The 21,648-nt window shown below is 70.9% G+C and carries 23 protein-coding genes; 4 read left to right on the top strand and 19 right to left on the bottom strand.

Annotated elements, in window-relative coordinates; all coding sequences use genetic code 11:
• Window positions 1-75: 75 nt before the first annotated feature.
• The 5 genes from ACWEV3_RS20830 to ACWEV3_RS20810 form a co-directional block, all read right to left on the bottom strand.
• Complete coding sequence (locus ACWEV3_RS20830; RefSeq protein WP_452615481.1) at window positions 76-309, bottom strand: hypothetical protein; 234 nt, start codon at window positions 307-309, stop codon at window positions 76-78.
• Window positions 310-343: 34 nt separating this feature from the next.
• A complete protein-coding gene (locus ACWEV3_RS20825) occupies window positions 344-535 on the bottom strand; it encodes a hypothetical protein (RefSeq protein ID WP_132487414.1) in 192 nt (63 codons plus the stop codon).
• Between the two features lie 45 nt (window positions 536-580).
• Window positions 581-1,816, bottom strand: coding sequence for a YeeE/YedE family protein (locus ACWEV3_RS20820; RefSeq protein ID WP_452615480.1), 1,236 nt, complete (start codon window positions 1,814-1,816; stop codon window positions 581-583).
• A gap of 19 nt (window positions 1,817-1,835) precedes the next feature.
• Window positions 1,836-3,491, bottom strand: coding sequence for a hypothetical protein (locus ACWEV3_RS20815; protein ID WP_452615479.1), 1,656 nt, complete (start codon window positions 3,489-3,491; stop codon window positions 1,836-1,838).
• A gap of 157 nt (window positions 3,492-3,648) precedes the next feature.
• The gene (locus tag ACWEV3_RS20810; RefSeq protein ID WP_452615478.1) at window positions 3,649-5,469 is read right to left on the bottom strand and encodes a hypothetical protein; all 1,821 of its coding nucleotides are present in this window, start codon (window positions 5,467-5,469) and stop codon (window positions 3,649-3,651) included.
• A gap of 649 nt (window positions 5,470-6,118) precedes the next feature.
• Here ACWEV3_RS20810 and ACWEV3_RS20805 point away from each other — a divergent pair.
• Both ACWEV3_RS20805 and ACWEV3_RS20800 read left to right on the top strand, forming a co-directional pair.
• On the top strand, window positions 6,119-6,271 hold the full coding sequence (locus tag ACWEV3_RS20805) for a hypothetical protein (protein WP_452615477.1): 153 nt from the start codon (window positions 6,119-6,121) through the stop codon (window positions 6,269-6,271).
• 262 nt (window positions 6,272-6,533) lie between these two features.
• Window positions 6,534-6,923 (top strand): response regulator transcription factor, encoded by a 390-nt coding sequence (locus tag ACWEV3_RS20800; RefSeq protein ID WP_452615476.1) that lies wholly within the window; start codon window positions 6,534-6,536, stop codon window positions 6,921-6,923.
• Between the two features lie 18 nt (window positions 6,924-6,941).
• Here ACWEV3_RS20800 and ACWEV3_RS20795 read toward each other — a convergent pair whose 3' ends face one another.
• From ACWEV3_RS20795 to truB, 10 genes are all read right to left on the bottom strand, one after another.
• Window positions 6,942-7,394 (bottom strand): hypothetical protein, encoded by a 453-nt coding sequence (locus ACWEV3_RS20795; RefSeq protein ID WP_358575442.1) that lies wholly within the window; start codon window positions 7,392-7,394, stop codon window positions 6,942-6,944.
• A gap of 15 nt (window positions 7,395-7,409) precedes the next feature.
• Complete coding sequence (dapB, locus tag ACWEV3_RS20790; protein ID WP_452615475.1) at window positions 7,410-8,162, bottom strand: 4-hydroxy-tetrahydrodipicolinate reductase; 753 nt, start codon at window positions 8,160-8,162, stop codon at window positions 7,410-7,412.
• A gap of 166 nt (window positions 8,163-8,328) precedes the next feature.
• Window positions 8,329-9,666 carry a M16 family metallopeptidase gene (locus ACWEV3_RS20785; protein WP_452615474.1) on the bottom strand — a complete coding sequence of 446 codons (1,338 nt, stop codon included), beginning with the start codon at window positions 9,664-9,666 and terminating at the stop codon, window positions 8,329-8,331.
• Window positions 9,667-9,964: 298 nt separating this feature from the next.
• Window positions 9,965-12,211, bottom strand: a complete 2,247-nt coding sequence (locus ACWEV3_RS20780; protein WP_452615473.1) for a polyribonucleotide nucleotidyltransferase — start codon at window positions 12,209-12,211, stop codon at window positions 9,965-9,967.
• A 251-nt stretch (window positions 12,212-12,462) separates the two neighbouring features.
• On the bottom strand, window positions 12,463-12,732 hold the full coding sequence (rpsO, locus tag ACWEV3_RS20775) for a 30S ribosomal protein S15 (protein ID WP_093261676.1): 270 nt from the start codon (window positions 12,730-12,732) through the stop codon (window positions 12,463-12,465).
• A gap of 144 nt (window positions 12,733-12,876) precedes the next feature.
• The gene (locus ACWEV3_RS20770) at window positions 12,877-13,446 is read right to left on the bottom strand and encodes a 2'-5' RNA ligase family protein (RefSeq protein ID WP_452615472.1); all 570 of its coding nucleotides are present in this window, start codon (window positions 13,444-13,446) and stop codon (window positions 12,877-12,879) included.
• Between the two features lie 52 nt (window positions 13,447-13,498).
• Window positions 13,499-13,987 carry a helix-turn-helix domain-containing protein gene (locus tag ACWEV3_RS20765; RefSeq protein ID WP_358575300.1) on the bottom strand — a complete coding sequence of 163 codons (489 nt, stop codon included), beginning with the start codon at window positions 13,985-13,987 and terminating at the stop codon, window positions 13,499-13,501.
• Window positions 13,988-14,155: 168 nt separating this feature from the next.
• Entirely contained in the window at window positions 14,156-15,142 is a 987-nt protein-coding gene (locus tag ACWEV3_RS20760; RefSeq protein ID WP_452615471.1) for a bifunctional riboflavin kinase/FAD synthetase, read from the bottom strand.
• A gap of 86 nt (window positions 15,143-15,228) precedes the next feature.
• On the bottom strand, window positions 15,229-15,870 hold the full coding sequence (locus tag ACWEV3_RS20755; RefSeq protein ID WP_452615470.1) for a DUF4232 domain-containing protein: 642 nt from the start codon (window positions 15,868-15,870) through the stop codon (window positions 15,229-15,231).
• A gap of 130 nt (window positions 15,871-16,000) precedes the next feature.
• Window positions 16,001-16,909 (bottom strand): tRNA pseudouridine(55) synthase TruB, encoded by a 909-nt coding sequence (gene truB, locus ACWEV3_RS20750; RefSeq protein ID WP_452615469.1) that lies wholly within the window; start codon window positions 16,907-16,909, stop codon window positions 16,001-16,003.
• Window positions 16,910-16,981: 72 nt separating this feature from the next.
• Here truB and def point away from each other — a divergent pair, with 72 nt between their 5' ends.
• Window positions 16,982-17,479 (top strand): peptide deformylase, encoded by a 498-nt coding sequence (gene def, locus ACWEV3_RS20745; protein WP_452615468.1) that lies wholly within the window; start codon window positions 16,982-16,984, stop codon window positions 17,477-17,479.
• A 15-nt stretch (window positions 17,480-17,494) separates the two neighbouring features.
• On the opposite strand, the gene ACWEV3_RS20740 is transcribed toward def, so the two are convergent.
• Complete coding sequence (locus ACWEV3_RS20740) at window positions 17,495-18,823, bottom strand: MATE family efflux transporter (RefSeq protein ID WP_452615467.1); 1,329 nt, start codon at window positions 18,821-18,823, stop codon at window positions 17,495-17,497.
• A 69-nt stretch (window positions 18,824-18,892) separates the two neighbouring features.
• On the opposite strand from ACWEV3_RS20740, the gene ACWEV3_RS20735 reads away from it, so the two are divergent.
• Window positions 18,893-19,420: a CGNR zinc finger domain-containing protein gene (locus tag ACWEV3_RS20735; protein WP_452615466.1), complete on the top strand. Its 528-nt coding sequence runs from the start codon at window positions 18,893-18,895 to the stop codon at window positions 19,418-19,420.
• 189 nt (window positions 19,421-19,609) lie between these two features.
• On the opposite strand, the gene ACWEV3_RS20730 is transcribed toward ACWEV3_RS20735, so the two are convergent.
• The 3 genes from ACWEV3_RS20730 to ACWEV3_RS20720 form a co-directional block, all read right to left on the bottom strand.
• Complete coding sequence (locus ACWEV3_RS20730; RefSeq protein ID WP_452615586.1) at window positions 19,610-20,566, bottom strand: DHH family phosphoesterase; 957 nt, start codon at window positions 20,564-20,566, stop codon at window positions 19,610-19,612.
• Window positions 20,567-20,730: 164 nt separating this feature from the next.
• On the bottom strand, window positions 20,731-21,231 hold the full coding sequence (gene rbfA, locus ACWEV3_RS20725) for a 30S ribosome-binding factor RbfA (RefSeq protein ID WP_452615465.1): 501 nt from the start codon (window positions 21,229-21,231) through the stop codon (window positions 20,731-20,733).
• 115 nt (window positions 21,232-21,346) lie between these two features.
• On the bottom strand, window positions 21,347-21,640 hold the full coding sequence (locus ACWEV3_RS20720; RefSeq protein WP_132487374.1) for a DUF503 domain-containing protein: 294 nt from the start codon (window positions 21,638-21,640) through the stop codon (window positions 21,347-21,349).
• Window positions 21,641-21,648: the final 8 nt, after the last annotated feature.

Raw genomic sequence — 21,648 nt, 5'->3', positions numbered from 1 at the left:
AACCCGTTGGGCCGCTGCAGCGACCCGAAGGACTCACGGCCCCGTGACCAGCGACGTCATCCCGAGCGTGGCGGCTCAAACCAGGCCGAGGCGCTTGGGGACGCCGCTGACCGAGTCGATCAGACCGAAGACCGGCACGCCCAGCGGCGCGAAGGTCCACTTGTTGTTCAGGTCGCCGGTGTCGGGTTCGTCGACGACTGCCACGCCGTCCCCCTGCGGTGCCTCGGCGAGTGCCACCGGGCCGGCGCCGAGCAAGGCGACTCCGGCGAGCAACGAGGCGGCGACGGCACGTCCTGCGGTCCGCTTCATGTTCTTCCTCCTCAATTCGTCTTCGGGTCGTTCCTCAGCCGCCGAGCACGTCGAAGACGGGCTGCAGCAGCTGGGTGGGCAACTGGACGGTGGGGCCGAGCACCGCGCCCAGGTCGACGCCGGGCAGCACCCAGATCGGCTCGGCCGTGGCGACGCCGCCGGTCAGCAGGCAGGCGGCCAGCGCGGTCGCGGTCGCCGCGGCGAACCTGCGGATGGATGTGGCCATGATTCCTCCATTTCTCGGTGTTCCACGCGGTTTCCGCGCGGCAGATCAGCAGACGGAGTCGGACGGCTTGGGGTTGGTGAGCCCGAACAGCGGGCGCAGCGCGACGCCCGCGAAGGTGCCGATGAGGGCCATCGCGCCCCACAACCAGCCGTGCAGGCTGAACGAGGCCACGCCCGAGAAGTAGGCGCCGATGTTGCAGCCACCGGCGAGCCGGGCGCCGATTCCCATGACCACGCCGCCGAGCACGGCGCCGACCGCCAGCTTCCACGGGATCCTGCGGTGCAGGGTGAAGGCGCCGGCGAGGGCGGCGGCGATAAGCGCGCCGATCATGATTCCGAAGTCCATCACCGAAATCCGGTCGGTGAGCACGGAAGCCGAGAGCTTCGCGGCGTTCTCGGGCACGCTCCAGAACGGCGCGCCGGAGATGTCGATGCCGACCCAGCCGAGGATCTTGGCGCCCCACAAGCCGAACGCCGAGGTGATTCCCCAGGCGTGCCCGGACACGAACAGCGTCAGCGCGTTCAGCCCGGCTAACAACAGCGCCCCGACCCACAGCGGCCAGGAGCCGCGCAGCGCCCGCAGCACGCCGCGTTCGGTCGGTGGCTGTTCGATCGGCGGCGGTGTGCGGCGGCGTTCGATCAGCACCGATGCGCCGGCGATGGCACCGATGACCAGCAGCGAGATGACCAGTGCCCCGGCGTACCCCAATGGCGTGTCGGCGAGCGAAACGCTGGGTCCGGTGTTCTGCAGCAGTTTGATCCAGTCGGCGGCGAAGGCGCTGGCGACCGAGCCGGCGATGAAGCCGCCGAGGGTGAACAGGATCGCGGTCTGCCCGCTGCCGACGGCGAACAGCGTCCCGGAGGCGCACGAGCCGCCGACCTGCATGCCCACGCCGAACAGGAACGCGCCCAGCACCACGCCGAGCCCGGCCGGCGCGACGGTGCCCTCCGGTGTTCCGGACAGGCTCGCGCCGCTGCCCAACAGCACGGAGAACAGCAGGCACGCCACGCCCAGCATCAGCATGTGCGCCCGGATCGCCCGGCCTTGGCCGACGGTCACCAGCTGCCGCCACGCCGAGGTGAAGCCGAAGCGGGAATGGAACAGCACGAGCCCGAGCGCGAGGCCTATCGCGTAGAGCACGGTGAGCTTCCAGCCTGCGGCGTTGTTGACGGCGAGGCCGACCACGGCGGCTGCAGCGACACCGATCGCGACCACGCCGCGCTGCGCCGGTGGCGCCTGCACCGGTGGGACGACCGGACGCGATACGTCCACAACAGACATGAGCACTCCTGGTTCTGGGTCAGGACGGGAGGGGGCCGGAAATGGCGACGATGGTGCCCTGCGGAATCCATTGGCCCGCGGCGGAACTGCCGTGCGGGTGGTTGGCCATCCGCATCACGTCCACCTGGGCGGAGGCGTAGATCGCGACGTCGCCGGCGAGGTTCTCCTGGCGCGCCGCCAGCCAGCGGCGGAATCCGGCGAGCGACGGGGGTTCGCCGCCGAACACGCCGGCCAGCGTCATGCCGTAGGTCAGGGAGCGCTCGTCACGGGGGTCGAAGCGCAGCGGGATCGACGAGCCGGCCACGGCGTTCACGACCGGCCCGTGCAGCAGCCACGGGGCGAGGTGGACGCCGTAGATGTAGCCCGGACCGCTGTTGCTGGATTCGAGGGCTTCTGCGGCACGCGACCAGCCGGAAACGACGAGCAACGCGCCGCCGGGATCGTCCCGGATCGCCAGTCCGCGTTGCTGTGCTTGGGAAAGCACCGCGTCGGCGGCGGCTCGGGAGCGGGGCGATTCGTCGCTGATCACGGTGATCGACGGAACCCCGGCTGCGGCGAGGTAGCCGACCTGCTTGCGCAGCGCATCCTCGTCCTCTGTGGACAACGCTGCGGATGGGCAGCTGTCCAGCACCGACGGAGCCCCGGCCACGATGCCGCCCAGCGCGGCGCTGGCGCACTCGGGCCCGTCCGCGGCGACGGCATCCGGCAGCGCGGGGAGCTCGCCGGTGTCGACGTCCACCGTGCCCTGCTCCGCCCCGCGACGCACCACGAAATCGCTGCGCCCGCTGGCCAGTTCGACCTCGGCCCAGGTTCCTGTGCTGCCCGGTCGCGGCACGGCCCGCGAGATCCGGCCGCCGGATTCGACCACGACGTCCAGTCCCGCGCTCGCCGGGAAGTGCACCAGGTTCCGCCCCGGCCGGTGCGGGCTGACCAGCACCGGTGTACCGGCGGCCGACGCGAGCCGTGGGATACCGGGCACCGCCAGGTCGTGCGGCTGCGGAATGCCCGGCAGGGCGGTCCAGGCGACGACCGCGACCAGCACTCCCACCGCACCCAGCCGGTAAACCCGCTGGACGTCGCGGAGCACCACGGTCAGCACCAGAACTCCCAGTGACGCCACGACCAGCCCGAGGAGCGCCAATCCGTAAGCGCTGTCCACCAGTCGGCGGTCGAGCAGGCCTGACAACAGCAGCTGGGCGAGCGCGGCCCCGGCCAGTGCCAAGGCCGCGGTCAGCGCCACCGGGCCGGGCCGCAGCCCGCCGTCGTCGCGCCAGGATCCGACGGCGAAGCCGAACCAGACCACGGCGACGGCGGCGAACACGGTGTCGAGGAAGAACGCGAGCGACGAATGCCCGAGCCCGGCCTCGGCGATCAGCAGCAGCGCCAGCGCGAACCCGAGATAGGTCGCGGCGGCCCGCCACCGCAACGCGAGCGGCACCGCCAGCGCGAGGATCGCATGCGCTACCGCGAAACCGATGTTGATGTCGAGCACCGCGGCGGACCACCCGCTGGCCAGCGCGGCGACGCCGCCGGCCGTCCAGGCCAGCCACGGCGGCACCGCCACGACGGCGCGCAGCAGGCCGACGCCGGCGACCACCGCGGTGCTGGTCAGCAGGAGAATCCGCAGCACCAAGGCCAGCAGATCCACACTGGACACCCCGGTGTGGGAGTGCATGTTCTCCATCAGCCACTCGCGTTCTCTCGCTCGGGTTCCGGCGATTTCGCGCGAAATCGCCACTTGCCACGCGTGGGGGAGGGCGATTTCACGTGAAATCGCCCTCCCAGGGAGGAGCCGTTCCGCGGGAGAACGGCTCCTCCACCGGGTGCGCGGTTTACTTCACGTCGCCGTCGGCGACCACGAACAGCTCCGAGTGCGGTTTGGCGTTGCCGAACTCGCCGTGCGGCCAGGACCGCCGGTTGAAGTTCACGCCGACCTCGCCGGTGACCTCGTCGCGGAACTCGTCGTCCACCGACACCGAGCCGTCCTTGCCCAGGCTCACGACGTTGACCTTGTGGTCGCCGTCCAGGCCGGATCGGGCCACGAAGTAGTTCGACACCGCGAGCCGTTGCGGCTGCTGGGTTTCCTGGTAGAAGCCGTCCGGGCCGAGCACGAAGTTGTCGTACGCGCCCCAGTGCGGGCCGGCGCCGGGCTTGCCGGGGTTGATCGGGGTGGTGCCGGCGAGCGTCGGGCAGTCGGCCTCGGCGCCGCCGTGCTCGGCCTCCTGCTTGGTGTCGATCGAGCACTTGTAGTCGTCGCCCGCTCCGACGAGCTTGGAGATGTCCAGCACGTAGACGCCGCCCGTGGTGCCCGGGTCGTCGGGCCCGAACGTGCCGGGCTGCCGTCCCTGGATCGCCCGGTACAGGAACCGGTCGTCCGGGCTGGTCTGGATCCAGCCGCCGTTGGAGCTGCCGCCGTTGCGGTCGTTGGCCGCGTCGAAGCCGGGGCTGGCCGTGCCGTCGTCGAAGACCTGCCGCCAGTGCGGTTCGGCCGCGGTGATGTCCGGCGTGTAGAAGACCGCGCCGCCCTGCATGGTCTGGGCGAAGGCGCCCTTGTGACCGGGGAGGTTGGTGACGGTCGTCTCCATCACCGCGCGGCTTTCCTGGTGCAGCGGGTCGTTCGGGTCGGCGCGGGGACCGTCCGGCAGGTAGGACACCGCCTTCAGCTTGGGGTGGTTGCGGTCGGAGATGTCCCAGGTGCGCACGGTGGGCCGGCGCAGGTACGGCGACGGCGCCTTCACCGGGTCCAGGATGATGTTGCGCGGCTCGACGTAGTCGGCGGTCACCAGCGTGTTCAGGTCCTCGCGGGCCTGGATGCCGTGCGGGTTGGCGCAGGTCGGCTCGCCGAGCCTCGGCAGGTTGGCGCACAGCTTCTCGTTGTCGCCGCCGGGTGTGGCCGCCGGGGACTGCGAGAGCACCTTGGCGTTCTCGTCGAAGCGCACGACTTCACCGGGGCTGCCTGCGAAACCGTTGCCGATGTGCACCGAACCGTCGTCGTAGCGGTAGGGGCCGGGCGCGACCGGTCCGCCCATGTACGTCGCGTACGCCGTGCCGTCCTTGAGCACCCAGTAGGCGTCGGGCACGGAGCCGCCGAGCGTTTGCGTCGGCAGGCTGATGCCCTTCAGCTTCACGTTGGGCAGGGCGGTCACGTCGAATGCGTAGGTGGCGGCGCCGAAGAGCGCGCCCGCGTAGATGGTGTCGCCCTTGTGCCACACGTATTGCATGTGGTGCGGCTCGTTCTCCACCAGCGGCCCGACGGTGATGGTGTTGACGACCTGGCCATATCCGGGCGATCCCGGAGTGGCATCGATGACGGCGAGGAAGTCCGGACCGGGCAGGGCGTTCGAGGCCTTGCCGGGGCCGCCGCCCAGCGATCCGGGCAGGTTCCGCACGTCCGGGACCACCGTGTCGGCGATGTTCTCGTCGCCGGCCCAGACCAGCAGCCATTCCTTGCGCTTGCCGTCGGACTGCGACTTCTCCAGCGCGCTCTTCACCAGGTGGTTGGTGACCGTGTAGTCCTTGCCGTCGGCACCTTTGACCGATTGCGTCGACACTTCGACATCTGCGTAGGCATCTTGGACGGGTAGCGTGACCGCGCCGACCGCCAGCAGCACGGCGGCCAGCCCGGTGGGCCATCTGCGAAAACGTATCTTCATTTGTGCTCCGAGAATCCGTGGAATCACCCGACTGAAGGCATGCCGGAACCCCACCGGCGGCACGTTCGGAAAAACGCGCGCTAGAGGAGAAAGCGGCGATGCCGAAGGGAACACATCGGACCGGGGGAAACCTGCGTTGTCACGCCAGGCCCGGTTCCGCGAAAGGAGAGCCCTAGCCGGCGCAACAGAGCGCGCTGGCCTGCTGCACCAAATCGACATGCAGGCGAGCCACCAGAGTGGCGAACCTAGACATGGCTGAAATGATCGGGATTACCGGGGACGCTGTCAACGGCCCAACCACTTGGTGAGATCGCCGCACATCGTTACCCGGAAAAGCGCAGCACGCGTCCGCGTTCACCCGAAGAGCGGTAGAGGAGTTAACAACGTAACCCTATCTTGCGGCCGCCGCGAAACATCTATTTCACAATTCCCGAAAAGCTGCCGCGGTCCGCGCGCCTGAACCCATTGTGCCTGAGGATCACCCGCAATGCCGCCGGCGTTGCGGCGAGCCAAGAGGCGGTCCACTTCGGACCGAGCACGGCGTACGTGGAGATGCGTACGGCGCGAGAGCTTCCAGGCCGGCGACGCGAACGCGTTTGGCTTCGCTGCTGGGCGGCGGGTTCTCGACTTCTGGCCGCGCAACGAGATCGTGTTCACCGAGGGCATCATCGTGCATTCCGCCGAGTTCCTGCGGCAGGTCGCGGTCGAGACCGGGCACTGGTTCCGGCTGGCGGCGAGCGCCGTGACCGCGACGACGGCGTTCATCGGCTTCCTCCGCTACCACCGGGAAGAGGTGCGCTGATGCGGGAATCCCTCGGCATGCCGCTGTCGGCGGTGTTCGGGTTGGCGCTGCTGGGCGTGCCGCGGGTGGTCGCACGATCTCCGCCTCGCGGGCCCGCTAGCCAATTCGTTGCTCGTGTTCGTGGCCAGCGCGGTCTGGCTGGCGGTCGTGCGGTGGCTTCGGGTGCCCAACGCGTTCCAACACCCTGCTGATCGTCGGCATCATCTACGGCGTTCTGCACCAGCTGCTCTGGACGCAAGCATTCGGAGGTCCTGCGCTGCCGATGATTGCGGACGGGACGGTTCGCGCCGGGGCGGCGGGCTTCCTGCTGAGGGACACCGCGCCGGAGCAGATGCACGAGGCGGTGCGGGTGGTGGCAGGTGGTGAGGCGATGCTGTCGCCCGGGCAGGCCGCGGCGGCGAGTTCCCGTTCGCTCGACGCCGATCGCCTGGCCGGGCTGACCGAGCGGGAGCTCCAGGTGCTGGCCGAGGTCGGCGCCGGGTGCTCCAACGCCGAGATCGCCGAGCGGCTGTTCATCAGCCCGGCCACCGCGCGAACCCACGTCGGCCGACTGCTGTCCAAATTGGACGCCCAGGGCCGCTCGCAACTAGTGGTGCTGGCCTGCGAAACCAGGCTGATCACGCCGGGGCGATCCCGCGGCGGGGACGAGTAGCGCCGGGCGAAAACCGCGTCACCGCGCGGATTCTTCGCGCTCCAGCTCGATCGCGCGGCGCATCGCCTTGCGGCCGCGGTTGCGGTCGCCGGCCAGGTCGTAGGCCTGCGCCAGCGCGAACCAACGCCGCCAATCCTGCGGCGAGGCTTCGAGTTCGGCCTGCTTCTCGTCGAAGTACGCGTCCGCCGCCTCCCGCTCGACGCGGCCGGAAGGCCGCCGGGGCAGGTGCGAGACGTCCGGCAGCGCGTCCTCGTCGTAGAGCCGCTGCGCGAGCCGCTCGGTGCTCGCGCCGAACCGCAGCTGATCGACGACCAACAGCGCGCCGAGCACCGGCAGCACGAAGACCGCCACCCCGAGGGCGATGAACACCGGCTGCCCGCTGGTGATCATGGTGATCGCGCGGCCGCCCATGAGCACCAGGTACACCAGCAGCACGATCGCCACCACGAACGCGGACGTCCGCGGGGTCATCAGCTTGCGGGCCACTCAGATCCCCAGCAGCGCGTCGAGACCGACGGTCAGGCCCGGCCGGGACCCGACCTCGCGGATCGACAGCAGCACCCCGGGCATGAAGGAGCGGCGGTCGTAGGAGTCGTGCCGGATGGTCAGCGTCTCGCCCTCGGTGCCGAACAGCACCTCCTGGTGCGCGACGAGCCCGGTCATCCGCACCGAGTGCACCCGCACGCCGTCGACGTCCGCGCCGCGGGCGCCGTCGAGCTCCTTGGTCGTCGCGTCCGGCACCTCGCCCAGGCCCGCCTCGGCGCGCGCCTGCGCGATCACCTGCGCGGTGCGCGCGGCGGTGCCCGACGGCGCATCGGCCTTCTTGGGGTGGTGCAGTTCGACGATCTCCACGGATTCGAAGAACTTCGCGGCGAGCTCGGCGAACCGCATCGACAGCACCGCGCCGATCGCGAAGTTCGGCGCCACCAGCACGCCGACCTCCGGCCGGTCGGCCAGCCAGGAGCGGACGGTGTCCAGCTCCGAGGTGCCGAGCCCGCTGGTGCCGACCACCACGTGGATGCCGTGCTCGACGCAGAACCGGATGTTGTCGAGCACCGCATCGGGATGGGTGAGGTCGACCGCGACCTGAGCGCCGCCGTCGAGCAACCCGGTGAGGCCGTCTTCGCGGTTGATCGCGGCGACCAGTTCGGTGTCGGGAGCCTCGCCGACGGCGCGAACCGCCTCGGATCCCATCCGCCCGCGGGCACCCAGCACGCCGACCTTGATCGGGCTGTTCACGTGACGACTACCTTTCCACCTCGACGCCGCACTGCCGCGAGTCTATGCACCGGCGTTCTCCGAGGTAACGGGCACCCCACGCCCGCTCGCGGGTGCCCCGGCCCGCAATTTCCATTGAAATCGAAGGTTCGATTTCAATGGAAATTGCGGACGGTCGAGTCCGGGGTCACACCCCGTCGGGCAGGTCCGCCGGCGAGTCGTACGGCCCGACGACGGCGGTGGTCAGCGGCCGGCGCAGCAGCTCGGCCGCGAGCTCCGCGACGTCGTCGACGGTGACCGCGTCGATGCGCTCCAGGGTCTCCTCGACCGTGAAGTGCCTGCCGTAGTTCAGCTCGATCTTGCCGATCCGGCTCATCCGGGACGCGCTGTCCTCGAGGCCGAGCACCAGGCCGCCGCGCAGCTGCCCGCGCCCGCGCTCCACCTCGTCCGCGGTCAGCCCGTCGGCCGCGACGCCGGCGAGCACGCCGCGGATCACCGTCGCGACCTCGCCGAGCCGGTCCGGGGTGCAGCCCGCGTACACCGAGAACGTCCCGGCGTCGGAGTACGCCGTGGTGGCCGAGTACACCGAGTAGGCCAGGCCCCGCCGCTCCCGCACCTCCTGGAACAGCCGCGAGCTCATGCCGCCGCCCAGCGCCGCGTTGAGCACGCCGAGCGCGAAGCGGCGGTCGTCGTAGCGGTCGAAACCGCGGCAGCCCATCAGCAGATGGGCCTGCTCGGTGTCGTCGGTGTGCAGCGCCAGCGGCTTCTGCTTCGGCAGCCGCGCCCGCCCCGTGCGCGGCGGCGCGGGCAGCACGTCGCCGTCCAGCCGGTCGCCGAGCGCCTTGCGCAGCAGCCGGAGCACGCGGCCGTGGTCGACGTTGCCCGCGGCGGCGATGACCATCTTCGGCATCTCGTAGCTGCGCCGGTAGAAGCCGTTGACCCGGGCCCGGGTCATCTCGGTGATGGAGTCCTCGGTACCCAGCACGGAACGGCCGAGCGGGTGGTCGCCGAGCACCGCCGAGGTGAACAGCTCGTGCAGCAGGTCCTCGGGATCGTCGTCGCGCATCGCGATCTCCTCCAGGACCACGCTGCGCTCGACATCCACATCGGACTTCGCGTTCAGCGCGTCGAAGACCACGTCGCAGAGCATGTCGATCGCCAGCGGCAGGTCGCGGTCGAGCACGTGCGCGTAGTAGCAGGTGTGCTCCTTGGCCGTGAAGGCGTTCAGCTCGCCGCCGACGGCGTCGATCTCCTGCGCGATGTCCACCGCCGTGCGCTTGGCGGTGCCCTTGAAGAGGAGGTGTTCCAGGTAGTGCGCGGCACCGGCCTGCGGGCGGCCCTCGTCGCGCGAACCCACCGCGACCCAGATGCCGACGGAGGCCGAGCGCACGCCGGGCACGGGCTCGGTGACCACCCGCAAGCCGCCCGGCAAAACCGTCCGGCGCACGGCCGCGTCGCCGGTGCCGCCGAGGATTCGAGTGGTCCCGGGACGCTGCAGGTACCCGGCGCGTGTCTGCTTCTTCATGTCCCTTTAGAGAGTATTTCGAAGTTGGTCTGCGTAGCGGTGCGGGTGGCGGAACCTCAGACGCCCCCCTCGCTGTGGGATCCCCGACGCCAATTCACCACGTCGGGGCTGTCCTCGCGAGGAGACGTCTGCAGCGGTGCGAGTTGAGCCCCGCACCGCAAGCGGCTGCCGCCGCTCATCAAACACCAACCGCCTTGGTCTCGTCGCGACATCGTGAGTTGACGACTCACAACCGTACGGCCCGCCCCGGAGTTCCGGGACGGGCCGCATTGGACAGCGCGTCACGCGCGCCGATCGGTCACTGCGCCGGGGTCTCGGCCTCCGGCTTGGCCTCGCCCTCGGCCTTCTCCGCCTCGTCGTTGACCAGCACCAGGCTGATCTTGCCGCGGCTGTCGATGTCGGCGATCTCCACGCGCAGCTTGTCGCCGACGTTCACCACGTCCTCGACCTTGCCGATGCGCTTGCCGTTGCCCAGCTTGGAGATGTGCACCAGGCCGTCCTTGCCCGGCAGCAGCGAGACGAACGCGCCGAAGGCCGCGGTCTTGACCACGGTGCCCAGGAAGCGCTCGCCGACCTTCGGCAGCTGCGGGTTCGCGATGGCGTTGATCTTGTCGATCGCGGCCTCCGCGGACGGACCGTCGGCGGCACCGACGTAGATGGTGCCGTCGTCCTCGATGGTGATCTCCGCGCCGGTCTCCTCGGTGATCGAGTTGATCATCTTGCCCTTCGGGCCGATGACCTCGCCGATCTTGTCCACCGGGATGCTGATGGAGGTCACCCGCGGGGCGTGCGGGCTCATCTCGTCGGGCTTGCCGATCGCCTCGGCCATCACCTCGAGGATGGTGAACCGGGCGTCGCGGGCCTGGCCGAGCGCCTGGGCCAGCACCTCGGACGGGATGCCGTCCAGCTTGGTGTCCAGCTGCAGCGCGGTCACGAAGTCCTTCGTGCCGGCGACCTTGAAGTCCATGTCGCCGAAGGCGTCCTCGGCACCGAGGATGTCGGTCAGCGCCACGTAGTGGGTCTGCCCATCGACCTCGTCGGACACCAGGCCCATCGCGATGCCGGCCACCGGCGCCTTCAGCGGCACACCCGCGTTCAGCAGCGACAGCGTCGAGGCGCACACCGAGCCCATCGAGGTGGACCCGTTGGAGCCCAGCGCCTCGGAGACCTGGCGGATCGCGTACGGGAACTCCTCGCGCGTCGGCAGCACCGGCATCAGCGCGCGCTCGGCCAGCGCACCGTGGCCGATCTCGCGCCGCTTCGGGCTGCCGACCCGGCCGGTCTCACCGGTCGAGTAGGGCGGGAAGTTGTAGTGGTGCATGTACCGCTTCGTCGTGTCCGGGGACAGCGAGTCGATGGTCTGCTCCAGGCGCAGCATGTTCAGCGTGGAGACACCCAGGATCTGGGTCTCGCCGCGCTCGAACAGCGCCGAGCCGTGGGCCCGCGGGATCACGCCGACCTCCGCGGACAGGCTGCGGATGTCGGTCAGCGAGCGGCCGTCGATGCGGACCTGGTCGCGGATGATCCGCTGGCGCACCAGCTTCTTGGTCAGCGACCGGAAGGCGGCGCCGACCTCCTTCTCGCGGCCCTCGAACTGCTGGCCCTCGCCGGTGCCGACCTTCTCCAGCACCGCGGCCTTGATCTCGTCGAGCCGGCTCTCGCGCTCCTGCTTGCCGCCGATCTTCAGCGCCTCGGCGAGCTCACCGGAGACGGCCTGCTCGACGGCGGTGAAGGCGTCCTCGGCGTAGGCCGGGAACACCGGGAAGTCCTGGACCTCCTTGGCGGCGGCCTGCGCGAGCTGCTGCTGCGCCTGGCACAGGGTCCGGATGAAGGGCTTCGCGGCCTCCAGACCAGCGGCGACGACCTCTTCGGTCGGCGCCTGCGCGCCCTCGGCGACCAGGTTGACGGTCTTCTCGGTGGCCTCGGCCTCGACCATCATGATCGCCACGTCGTCGCCGACGATGCGACCCGCGACGACCATGTCGAACACGGCCCGCTCGAGCTGCTCATGGGTCGGGAAGGCCACCCACTGGCCGTCGATCAAAGCCACCCGGGTGCCGCCGATCGGGCCGGAGAACGGCAGACCGGACAGCTGGGTGGATGCCGACGCGGCGTTGATCGCCAGCACGTCGTAGAGGTCGCCGGGCACCAGGCTCATCACGGTGACGACGACCTGGACCTCGTTGCGCAGGCCGTCCACGAAGGACGGGCGCAGCGGCCGGTCGATCAGCCGGCAGGTCAGGATCGCGTCGGTGGACGGGCGACCCTCGCGGCGGAAGAACGAGCCGGGGATGCGGCCCGCGGCGTACATCCGCTCTTCGACGTCGACGGTCAGCGGGAAGAAGTCGAAGTGCTCCTTCGGCTGCTTGGACGCCGTGGTGGCGGACAGCAGCATCGTGTCGTCGTCGAGGTAGGCGACGACGCTGCCGGCGGCCTGCTTGGCCAGCCGGCCCGTCTCGAACCGGACGGTCCGGGTCCCGAACGCGCCGTTGTCCAGCACGGCGGTGGCCTCGTAGACGCCCTCGTCGATCTGGGGTTCAGTCAAGGTTGACTCCTCGGTTTCACGAGGCCCACGGCAGGAGCATCCGGATCGTGGTCCGACGAGGCCGGCCATCGATCGAAGCCCCCGGGAACGTCTGTTGCGACGACTTGCCCGGCAGCCACTACCGAGGACCGGCGGACGCCTGTCCGGTGCGTGCCACCGTGAGCGCTCTTCAGTTGCGACGGCGCGCGCAGCGCCGTCCGTTCTTCATGCACCGGGGGGAGCGGCCCATCGGCCGCTCCCCCCGGTGTTCGTCAACGACGCAGACCGAGTCGCTGGATCAGCGAACGGTAGCGTTCGATGTCCACCTTGGTCAGGTAGTTGAGCAGACGGCGGCGACGACCGACCATCAGCAGCAGACCACGACGCGAGTGGTGGTCGTGCTTGTGCTGCTTGAGGTGCTCGGTCAGCCCGACGATCCGCTTGGTCAGCAGGGCCACCTGGGCCTCCGGCGAACCGGTGTCGCCGTCCTTCAGGCCGTACTCGGCCAGGATCTGCTTCTTGTCTTCAGTGGACAACGCCACGAATTGACTCCTTCGATGTCCCGTGTCAGCGACGCCCGACCGATCGATCGGGTGGCGGGTCGACCCCAGGTCGACCGGATGCGGCCACCACGGACTGCAGCCGCTCCACACGCCAGGATAACAGGGAGACCTGCTGCGATCGGGTCAACCCGGCGTCTCGCGCGTCACCGCCACCCGGTGCACGGTCCGGTACTCCCGACCGCCTTCCCGCAGGTCACTGCACACCACTGCGAGATCGCGCGGCCGCCACCACGGGCCGGCGTAGCCGGCGAACAGCCCCGGCAGCAGCTCGCGGTCGGCGCGCCCGGCGACCCACCTGGCGATGGTGAGGTGCGCGGTGTGACCGCGCGGATCGCCACCGGCCGCGCGAACCAGCTCGCGCAGCGCGGCGTCGTCGGATCCGGTTTCCGGCTCGACGCCGACCCACAGCACGCCGCGGAACGTCCCGGCACCGGCCAGCCGGAGGCGCGGCGATGACGGGTCGGTCTCCAGCAGTTCGGCGACGCGCTGGTCGAGCCGGTCGGTCACGCGCTGCTCGTCGGCGTCGTCGCCGTGGAAGCGAAGCGTCAGGTGCCAGCGCGACGGGGACGTGAAGCGGAACTTGCGCAGGCCCGCGGTCGCCTCGGCCAATCGGTCCGGGTGGAGCCGGTCTACTGCCGACGCCAGGTGCCGCACCGCCTCGTCCGACGGCCACAGCGCGGTGAACAAACGCATACCCCAGTGTCCGCGCACTCCCCGGAAGCCCGCGCGGCGGCTCCGCGGGAGCTCAGTCGGGGTCGCCGTTGGCGGCGCGGCGGAGCAGCTGCGCCAACGCCGGGTAGCGGCCCTCCAGCAGCGACGCCGCCGCCGCGAGCTCGCCGGGCTTGGCCACCTCGCGCAGCACCGGCCAGGCGGCCTCCTCGCCGTTCGCCGAACCCATGACCGGCAGGTTGTCGCGGCCCACCGACGGGCGCGACTGGCGGACGTCCTCCAGCGCCTGCTTGATCGCGTCCTCGTCACCCGCGGCGACACCGGGGATGAGCACCTTGCGCTCCAGCATCACCAGCCTGGCCAGCACCGACGGATTGCCGATCTTGGCCCGGCGGCCGCTCATCACCTGGCTGAGCATCGGCGCGCTGATCCCGAGCACTTCCGCGAGCTGGGCCTGCGAGATGCGGAACGCAACGACCAGGCGGCGCACCCGGTCCCCCAGCGGCTCTCCGTACCACTGCCGCTGCAGTGCGAGGTTCCGCTGGACGTTGCTGTTCTCCGCCACCTTCGTTCCCCCCGTGTCGGCGCCGACCCGGCCGCGGGCGGCTGTTGATCCGGCCCTGAATACTGCCAGGTCACCGGCCGGGCGTGGCCGGGAATCCGAAAAGCGTTCCGACAACGGTGCGCCGCGCGGCGGACGCGGCTGCCCCGTTCGGGGGTCCGGCATACCGCCTCACCCGCCCACGGCCAGGATCCGCCGGGTTTCGGCGACGTCCTGGTGCATCTGCTCGATCAGCGCTTCGACCGTGTCGTAACGCTCCATCGACCGCAGCCGCTGCACGAAGTCCAGGTCGACGTGCTCGCCGTAGAAGTCGGCGTCGATGTCCAGCACGTACGCCTCGACGGTGCGCTCGGTGCCGGAGAACGTCGGGTTGCTGCCCACCGACACCGCCGCTGGCAGCGTCTCGCCCGGCAGCACCGAGCCGCGCCGGCGGTGCGTGAACCACGCGGCGTACACGCCGTCGGCGGGGATCGCCGCGTGCGGCGGGGTGGACAGGTTGGCGGTCGGGAAGCCGAGCTCCTTGCCGCCGCGCCCGGCGCCGCGCACCACGATGCCTTCCAGCCGGTGGTAGCGGCCCAGCGCGGAGGCGGCCGCCACGACATCGCCGGCGTCGATGCAGGAGCGGATGTAGGTCGAGGAGAAGGTGACCGAGGGGCCGCCCGCGTCGTCGGCGCGCTCCACCGGCCCGGAGACCAGCGCGTCGGACTCGACCTCGAAGCCGAACCGCTCGCCGAGCTTGGCCAGCAGTTCGATGTTGCCCGCGGCCTTGTGGCCGAAGGTGAAGTTCTCGCCGACCACGATCTCCGCCGCGTGCAACCGCTCCACCAGCATCGCGTGCACGAACTCCTCGGCGGGCACGCGGGAGATCTCGCGGGTGAACGGCAGCACGCAGAAGACGTCGACCCCGAGCTGCTCCGCCAGTTCGGCGCGGCGCCGCAGGGTCGTCAACTGCGCCGGGTGACTACCCGGGCGCACCACCTCGGACGGGTGCGGGTCGAAGGTCATCAGCACGCACGGCACGCCGCGGCGGCGGGCCTGCCGCACCGCGTGCGCGATCAGCTGCTGATGCCCCCTGTGCACCCCGTCGAAGACGCCGATGGTGACCACGCACCGGCCCCAGCCACCGGGAATCTGTTCCAAACCACGCCAACGCTGCACGACCAGGAAGCCTACTGCGCCGCCACCCGATGGCCGGAACGCCATCGCCCGTGCCACGGGTCGCGCGGCACGGGCGGGCGCTCGGCTCAGCTCGTGTAGTCGCCGAACGGCTGGACCTGGAGTTCGTCGTTCTCGCAGATCCGCAGGGAGTTGTCGCGGCCCTGGTTGACCGGCACCTCGATGTCCTGGGAACCGGCGCGCGGCAGCCGCACCGAGAGCGCCCCCGGCATGTCGCACCCACCGTCGTCACCGGAGGTCGTCCAAGTGATGTTGAAGCTGGCGAAACCGCCGTGCCCGTCCAACCGCATCGGCTGCGCGCCGTCGGCCGCCACCTGCTGGATCGCCACCGGCATGGTCGCGCCGCCCTCGGAGCCGCGCATCGCCTTGATCTCCGGGTACCCGTCGAGCACGCACGGGGTCATGTCGTTGCTGTTCTTGGTCACGCTGAACTGGCCGTTGCTCGGGCGCCCGTCGTAGTTCTCGGCGGTGACGAACTTCGCGTCGAGGTCGGACGCCTCGCACGGCCGGTCGCCGGCGCCGTTCCCGCCCTGGTTCGAGCCGGCCGCCTCGGTGGTCTCCTGCTGCTGACCGGCACTGGCCTCGACCGGCCGGCTCCCGGCCTGCGAACCACCGCCGGTCGCCTGCTGCGGCGCACCCCCTGCCGCACAGCCGCTCAGCGCCAACCCCGCCGCCAACACGACGGTCGCCCCGACTAATCGCTTGCGCATGCTGCTCCCAACGTCTGTCGTCACTGGATCGGACTAGCCGTGGGACGAGCGACTCCTCCCCGGGTTCCAGGGATGTGACACCAGTCACCGAAATCGCCGGCGAAGCGGAGGGGGGTTCGACCGGAATGCGTCAGTTCGCCGGAATGATCACCAGCACCGCCTTCGCGGTCCGGCCGCGATCGCGGACCAGGGCCACCGCCCGGCCGTCCGGATCGAACATCCCGTAGGTCCCCTCGACGCCGGCCGCGGGCACGACCTGGCCGTGGGAGAGGGCACGGGCGGTGTCGGCGTCCACGTTGCGGCGCGGGAAGGCGGTCTCGACCGCCTGGTCCAGGCCCATCGACAGCCCGGGCTCGGCCTCCAGCCGGTCCAGGGTGCGCGCCGTGGCCAGCCCGAACGGGCCGACCCGGGTCCGGCGCAGTTCCGAGAGGTGCCCGCCCACGCCGAGCCCGGCCCCCAGGTCGCGCGCCAGCGCTCGCACGTAGGTCCCCGACGAGCATTCGACGAGCACGTCGAGGTCGGTCGTGCGCTCCGTGCGGCGCAGCGCCAGCACGTCGAAGCGCGACACCGTGACCGGCCGGGCGGCCAGCTCGACGGTCTCGCCGTTGCGCACCATCTCGTAGGCGCGGCGGCCGTTGATCTTCACGGCGCTGACCGCGCTGGGCACCTGCTGGATGTCGCCGGTCAGCTCCGCGATGCCGGCCCGGATCGCCTCCTCGGCCACGCCGGAGGCGTCCGCTTCGGACACCACGTCGCCCTCGGCGTCGTCGGTGGTGGTGGCCGCGCCCAGCCGGATCGTCGCCAGGTACGCCTTGGTGTCCAGGGCGAGGTGGCCGAGCAGCTTGGTGGCCCGCTCCAGGCCCAGCACCAGCACCCCGGTGGCCATCGGGTCCAGCGTCCCGGCGTGCCCGACGCGGCGGGTGCCCATGATGCGGCGGACCCGCGACACGACGTCGTGCGAGGTCATCCCCGCCGGCTTGTCGATCACCAGCAGGCCGGGTGGAACGGTGGGACGCGTTTTGCGGGAGCGCTCGGACACGAGGAGACATCTTCCCCGACCCGGCGCGGCGCCCGTCGCTAGGGTGGCGGCGGAACTGCGAGGAGGTCAGCGGTGGCATTCCGATCGATCCGGCGCTTCGGCGACCCGGTGCTGCGCATGGCGGCGGAGCCGGTCACGGTCTTCGACCAGCGGCTGCGCTCGATCGTCGCGGACCTGCTGGACACCGTCGACGCGCCCGGGCACGCCGGGGTCGCCGCGCCGCAGATCGGCGTCGGGGTGCGGGCGTTCAGCTACCGCGTCGACGGCGATATCGGGTACGTCGTCAACCCGGAGATCGTCGAACTCTCCGACGAGGTGCAGGACGACGTGGAGGCGTGCCTGTCGCTGCCCGGGCTCGGGTTCGAAACCCGCCGCGCCCAGCACGCGGTGGTGCGCGGCGTGGACGCGGACAACGAGCCGGTCACGGTGTCGGGCAGCGGACTGATGGCGCGCTGCCTCCAGCACGAGACGGACCACCTCGACGGCATGGTCTACATCCAGCGCCTCGACCCGGAGCGCCGCCGCGAGGCCTATCGCCAGGTCCGGGAGCAGTCCTGGTTCTGGCAGTGACCCGCGCGGCGGGGATCACCCCGCGGTGGCTTCGGCCCGGGTGGCGCCGACGACGGCCCACCGGCCGGAGCGGGCCCTCAGCAGCAGCGTGATCAGCCGCAGGACCATGAACAGGGTCAGCCCGGTCCAGATCCCCACCAGGCCCCAGCCGAACGCCAGTGACAACCAGATCAGCGGCAGGTAGCCGATGGCCGCGCTCAGCAACGTCGCGGTCCGCAGGTAGGCGGCATCACCGGCGCCGAGCAACACCCCGTCCAGCGCGAACACCACGCCGGCGATCGGCTGCTGGAGCACGAAGAACCACCACGCGTGCGGGATGGCCGCCAGCACTGCGCCGTCCGTGGTGAACAACGTCGGCAGCGGGCCGGAGAGCGCTGCGAACACCAACCCGAGCACGATGCCGAACCCCAGGCTGTACCAGGTGACCTGCCGGGCGATTCCCTTGGCGCGCGGCGCGGAACCGGCCCCGAGCGCCGCGCCGACCAACGACTGCGCCGCGATGGCCAACGAGTCGAGCACGAGCGCCAGGAACGCCCACAGCTGCCACACGACCTGGTGCGCCGCCGCGGCTTCCGCGCCGGTCCGCGCCGCCACGGACGTCGCCGACAGGAAGCACGCCTGGAACGCGAGCGTCCGCAGCACCAGGTCGCGGCCGAGCCCGAGCTGGGCGCGCATCTTCGCGAACTCCGGCTTCAGCGGCACCCGCTCGACGAACAGCGCCCGCACGAACAGCGCCGCGGCGATCGTCTGGCCGATCAGGTTCGCGACCGCCGAACCCTCCAGCCCCCAGCCGAAGGGGTAGACGAAAAGCGGGCACAGCACGGCGGAAACGCCGTTGCCCACCAGCACGTACCGAAGCGGCCGCGCGGTGTCCTGCACGCCGCGCATCCAGCCGTTGCCGGCCATGGTGATCAGCACCATCGGCGCGCCGCACAGCGCGATGCGCATCCAGGTCGCGGCCGCGTCGGCGATCGGCCCGGGGCCCGCCATGAGCTCCGCGACCGGGACGGCCAGCAGCTGCGCGAGCACCATGAGAACGACGCCGACGATGACGCCCAGCCAGGTCGCCTGCACGCCCTCCGCGACGGCGTCCTTGCGGCGCCCGGCGCCGTGCAGCCGGGCGGTGCGCGCGGTGGTTCCGTAGCTCAGGAACGTCAGTTGGCTAGACACCAGGGTGAACAGCGTGCCGCCCAGCGCGAGCCCGGCGAGCGGCACCGCTCCGAGGTGACCGACGACGGCCGTGTCCACGAGCACGTACAGCGGTTCGGCGGCCAGCACGCCGAGCGCGGGCACCGCGAGCGCCAGCACCCGGCGCGGCGATACGCGCTCCCCCAGATCCGGCACCCTGTCTCCTTGTAAGCTGTGATCGGCGGGTTCGCCCCTGACGGTCAAGGGTACGGGTAAGGACCACTGATGGACAACGCTGATTACGCCGCCGTTGCGCTGCGGATCGCCAACGCCGATCTGAGCAGCCTCGACGCGGTGCGCGCCGCGCTCCACGACGAGCCCTGGTGGGCCGACCGGCTCCACGCGAGCGACCTGCCGCTCCTGCGCTCGGTGGGGGCCGGGCTGCGCCGGGCGCTGGACGCGATGGTGGCCGACGACGGCGAGACGGTGCTCGCCGAGATCAACGCCCTGCTGTCGGCGCACCCGCCCCGGCCCAGGCTTTCCGGGCACGGCAGCCACGACGGCACCCCGAACTGGCACGTCCACGTCGCCGGCCCGGACGCACCGGCGGTCGACGAAGTCGCGGCGGCGGCTGCGTGGGGCCTGGCGCAGGGCGTGGTCCAGCACGGCACGACGCGCTGGGGGCGCTGCGGAGCCGAGGGCTGCTACACCTACTTCCTGGACACGTCGACGAACCAGGCCAAGCGCTTCTGCAGCCCCCGCTGCGCGAACCGCATGCACGTCGCGGCCTTCCGAGCCCGCCGCCGAACCTGACGCCCAGGATCGCCCGCAATTTCAATGGAAATCAAAGGTCCGATTTCCATTGAAATTGCGGAAGTTGTCCACAACGTCCGGCATGTCGGGATGCGACACGCCGGAGGTCCGCAAGTTCCATTGAAACCGAACCTTCGATTTCAATGGAAATTGCGGGGTACCGGTGCGAGATGGGCCTCGGTGCGGGCGTCAGTCCAGGAGCGGGGCCTCGTCGAGGGCCTTGCGCATCGCCGCGATGATCTCCTCCGCCGGGCCCTGCGCCGTGAAGCCGGAAGCTAGCCGGTGCCCGCCACCGCCGCACGCCGCCGCCGCGTGGCCGACGTCGACGCGGCTGTCCGAGCGCAGCGACACCGACCAGTGATCCGGCGCGGTCTCCTTGAGCACCGCGGCGACCTCGGCCTCGCTCGTCGTGCGCACCACGTCGATGACGCTGTCCACATCCTCGCTGCGCAGCCCGTCGGAATGGGCCAGCCGCACCGTCGCGTGCACGAACCCGAGGCCCTGCGCCGCGGTCGGCTCCAGCCGGGCCTCGCCCAGCACCCCGGACAGCATGTTCATCCAGGCGAACGGATGCGTGTCCAGCAGTGGCCGCGTCGTCGCCTCCGGGTCGACCCCGGCCTCCAGCAGCCGCGCCGCCGCGCGGTGCGTCGACGCACTGGCGTGCCGGAACGACCGGGTGTCGGTGACCAGGCCCGCGTAGAGGCACCGCGCGGTCGGCAGGTCGAGCTCCGCACCGAGCTCGTCGAGCAGCCGGAGCACGATCATCACCGTCGCCTCGGCGTGCTCGTCGACGAGGTGCAGCGTGCCGTAGCGGGTGTTCGACACGTGGTGATCGATCACGATGACGTCGCCGCCTGCGGCGATCGTCGCGTCGACCCGATCGGCGAGCTTGCCGAGCCGCTGCAGGCTCCCGGTGTCGCAGACGACCAGCACCGGCGGCGCGGCGGGCACCTCGTCCGCCGACACCACCAGGTCGTCGCCGTCCAGGTCGCGCAGCGAGAACGGCGGCAGGTCCGGCATCCCGAAGGACACCCGGACCGCACAGCCGCGCTGCCGCAGCGCCCGGCCCAGCGCCAACGCGCTGCCGAGCGCGTCCGCGTCCGGGTTGATGTGCGCGAACAACGTCACGTCCGAGGCCTCGGACAGCTTGCGAGCGGCCTCGGCTACGGCTTGCTCGACCGGATCGACGGTGACCGGTTGGCCGCCGCCGGTGCGGTCGCTATCGGGTTGCCCGCGCACAGGTTCACCTCCACGACATCGGTGGCCGTTCCGGCCGCCGACGTCCAACGCACCTGATGCTGAGCTGCGACTCAACCACTCTGTGGCCCACGACGCACATCGGCGTCGGAAAACGACCCCTCGTCCGCACCGTCGGTGGCGAACTCGTCATCGTCGGTGCTGGCTCGGTACGGATCGGCGTCGCCGGCCGGCATCGCTCCGGAGGCCAACCGGGCGACCTCCTCGTCGGCCTCCTTGGCCTTGGCGAGCAGTTCCTCCATCCGCCGCGCGTTGTCCGGCACGGTGTCAGCGACGAAGGTCAGCGTCGGGGTGAACCGGACGCCGGTCTGCTGCCCGACCCGGGACCGCAGCACCCCGGTCGCGCTCGCCAGCGCGGCCGCGGTGGAGGCGTAGTCGGCGTCGTCGCCGAACACGGTGTAGTAGACAGTGGCATCCCGCAGATCGGGGGTGACCCGAGCGTCGGTGACCGTCACCATCGCCAGCCGCGGGTCCTTCACCTCGTGCTCCAGCCCGGATGCCACGATCTGGGCGATGCGCTTGGCGAGTTTGCGGGCGCGCGCCGTATCAGCCACGGCGCACCTCCTTCGGGGAAAGTTCAGTTCGTCTGAAAGCGGCGCTAGCCGCTTGCGGTGTGGGACTCGACTCGCGCCGCCGCGGGTTCTCGCGCAGAACGACCACCAGGAACTCCTAGTCCTCCGGCCCGAGCATGCGTTGGCGGGCGGAGAGCAGTTCCAGTTCGGGGCGTGCGGCGACCAACCGCTCGCACGCTTCCAGCACTTCGCGCACGTGCGCGGCGTCGCCGGAGACGGCCGCGACGCCCAACAGCGCGCGGCGGTGCAAGTCCTGGTTCCCGGCCTCGGCGACGGCAACCTCGAAGCGCCGCCGCAACTCGGCCACCACGGGCCGCACGACAGCGCGCTTCTGCTTCAGGGAGTGGACGTCGCCGAGGAGGACGTCCAGTTCGAGTACACCGACGTACATGGGTGTTC

Source organism: Saccharopolyspora sp. NPDC003752, assembly GCF_053605825.1.
The sequence above is the reverse complement of the archived record's forward strand: the minus strand, read 5'-3'. Positions and strand labels throughout refer to the sequence as shown.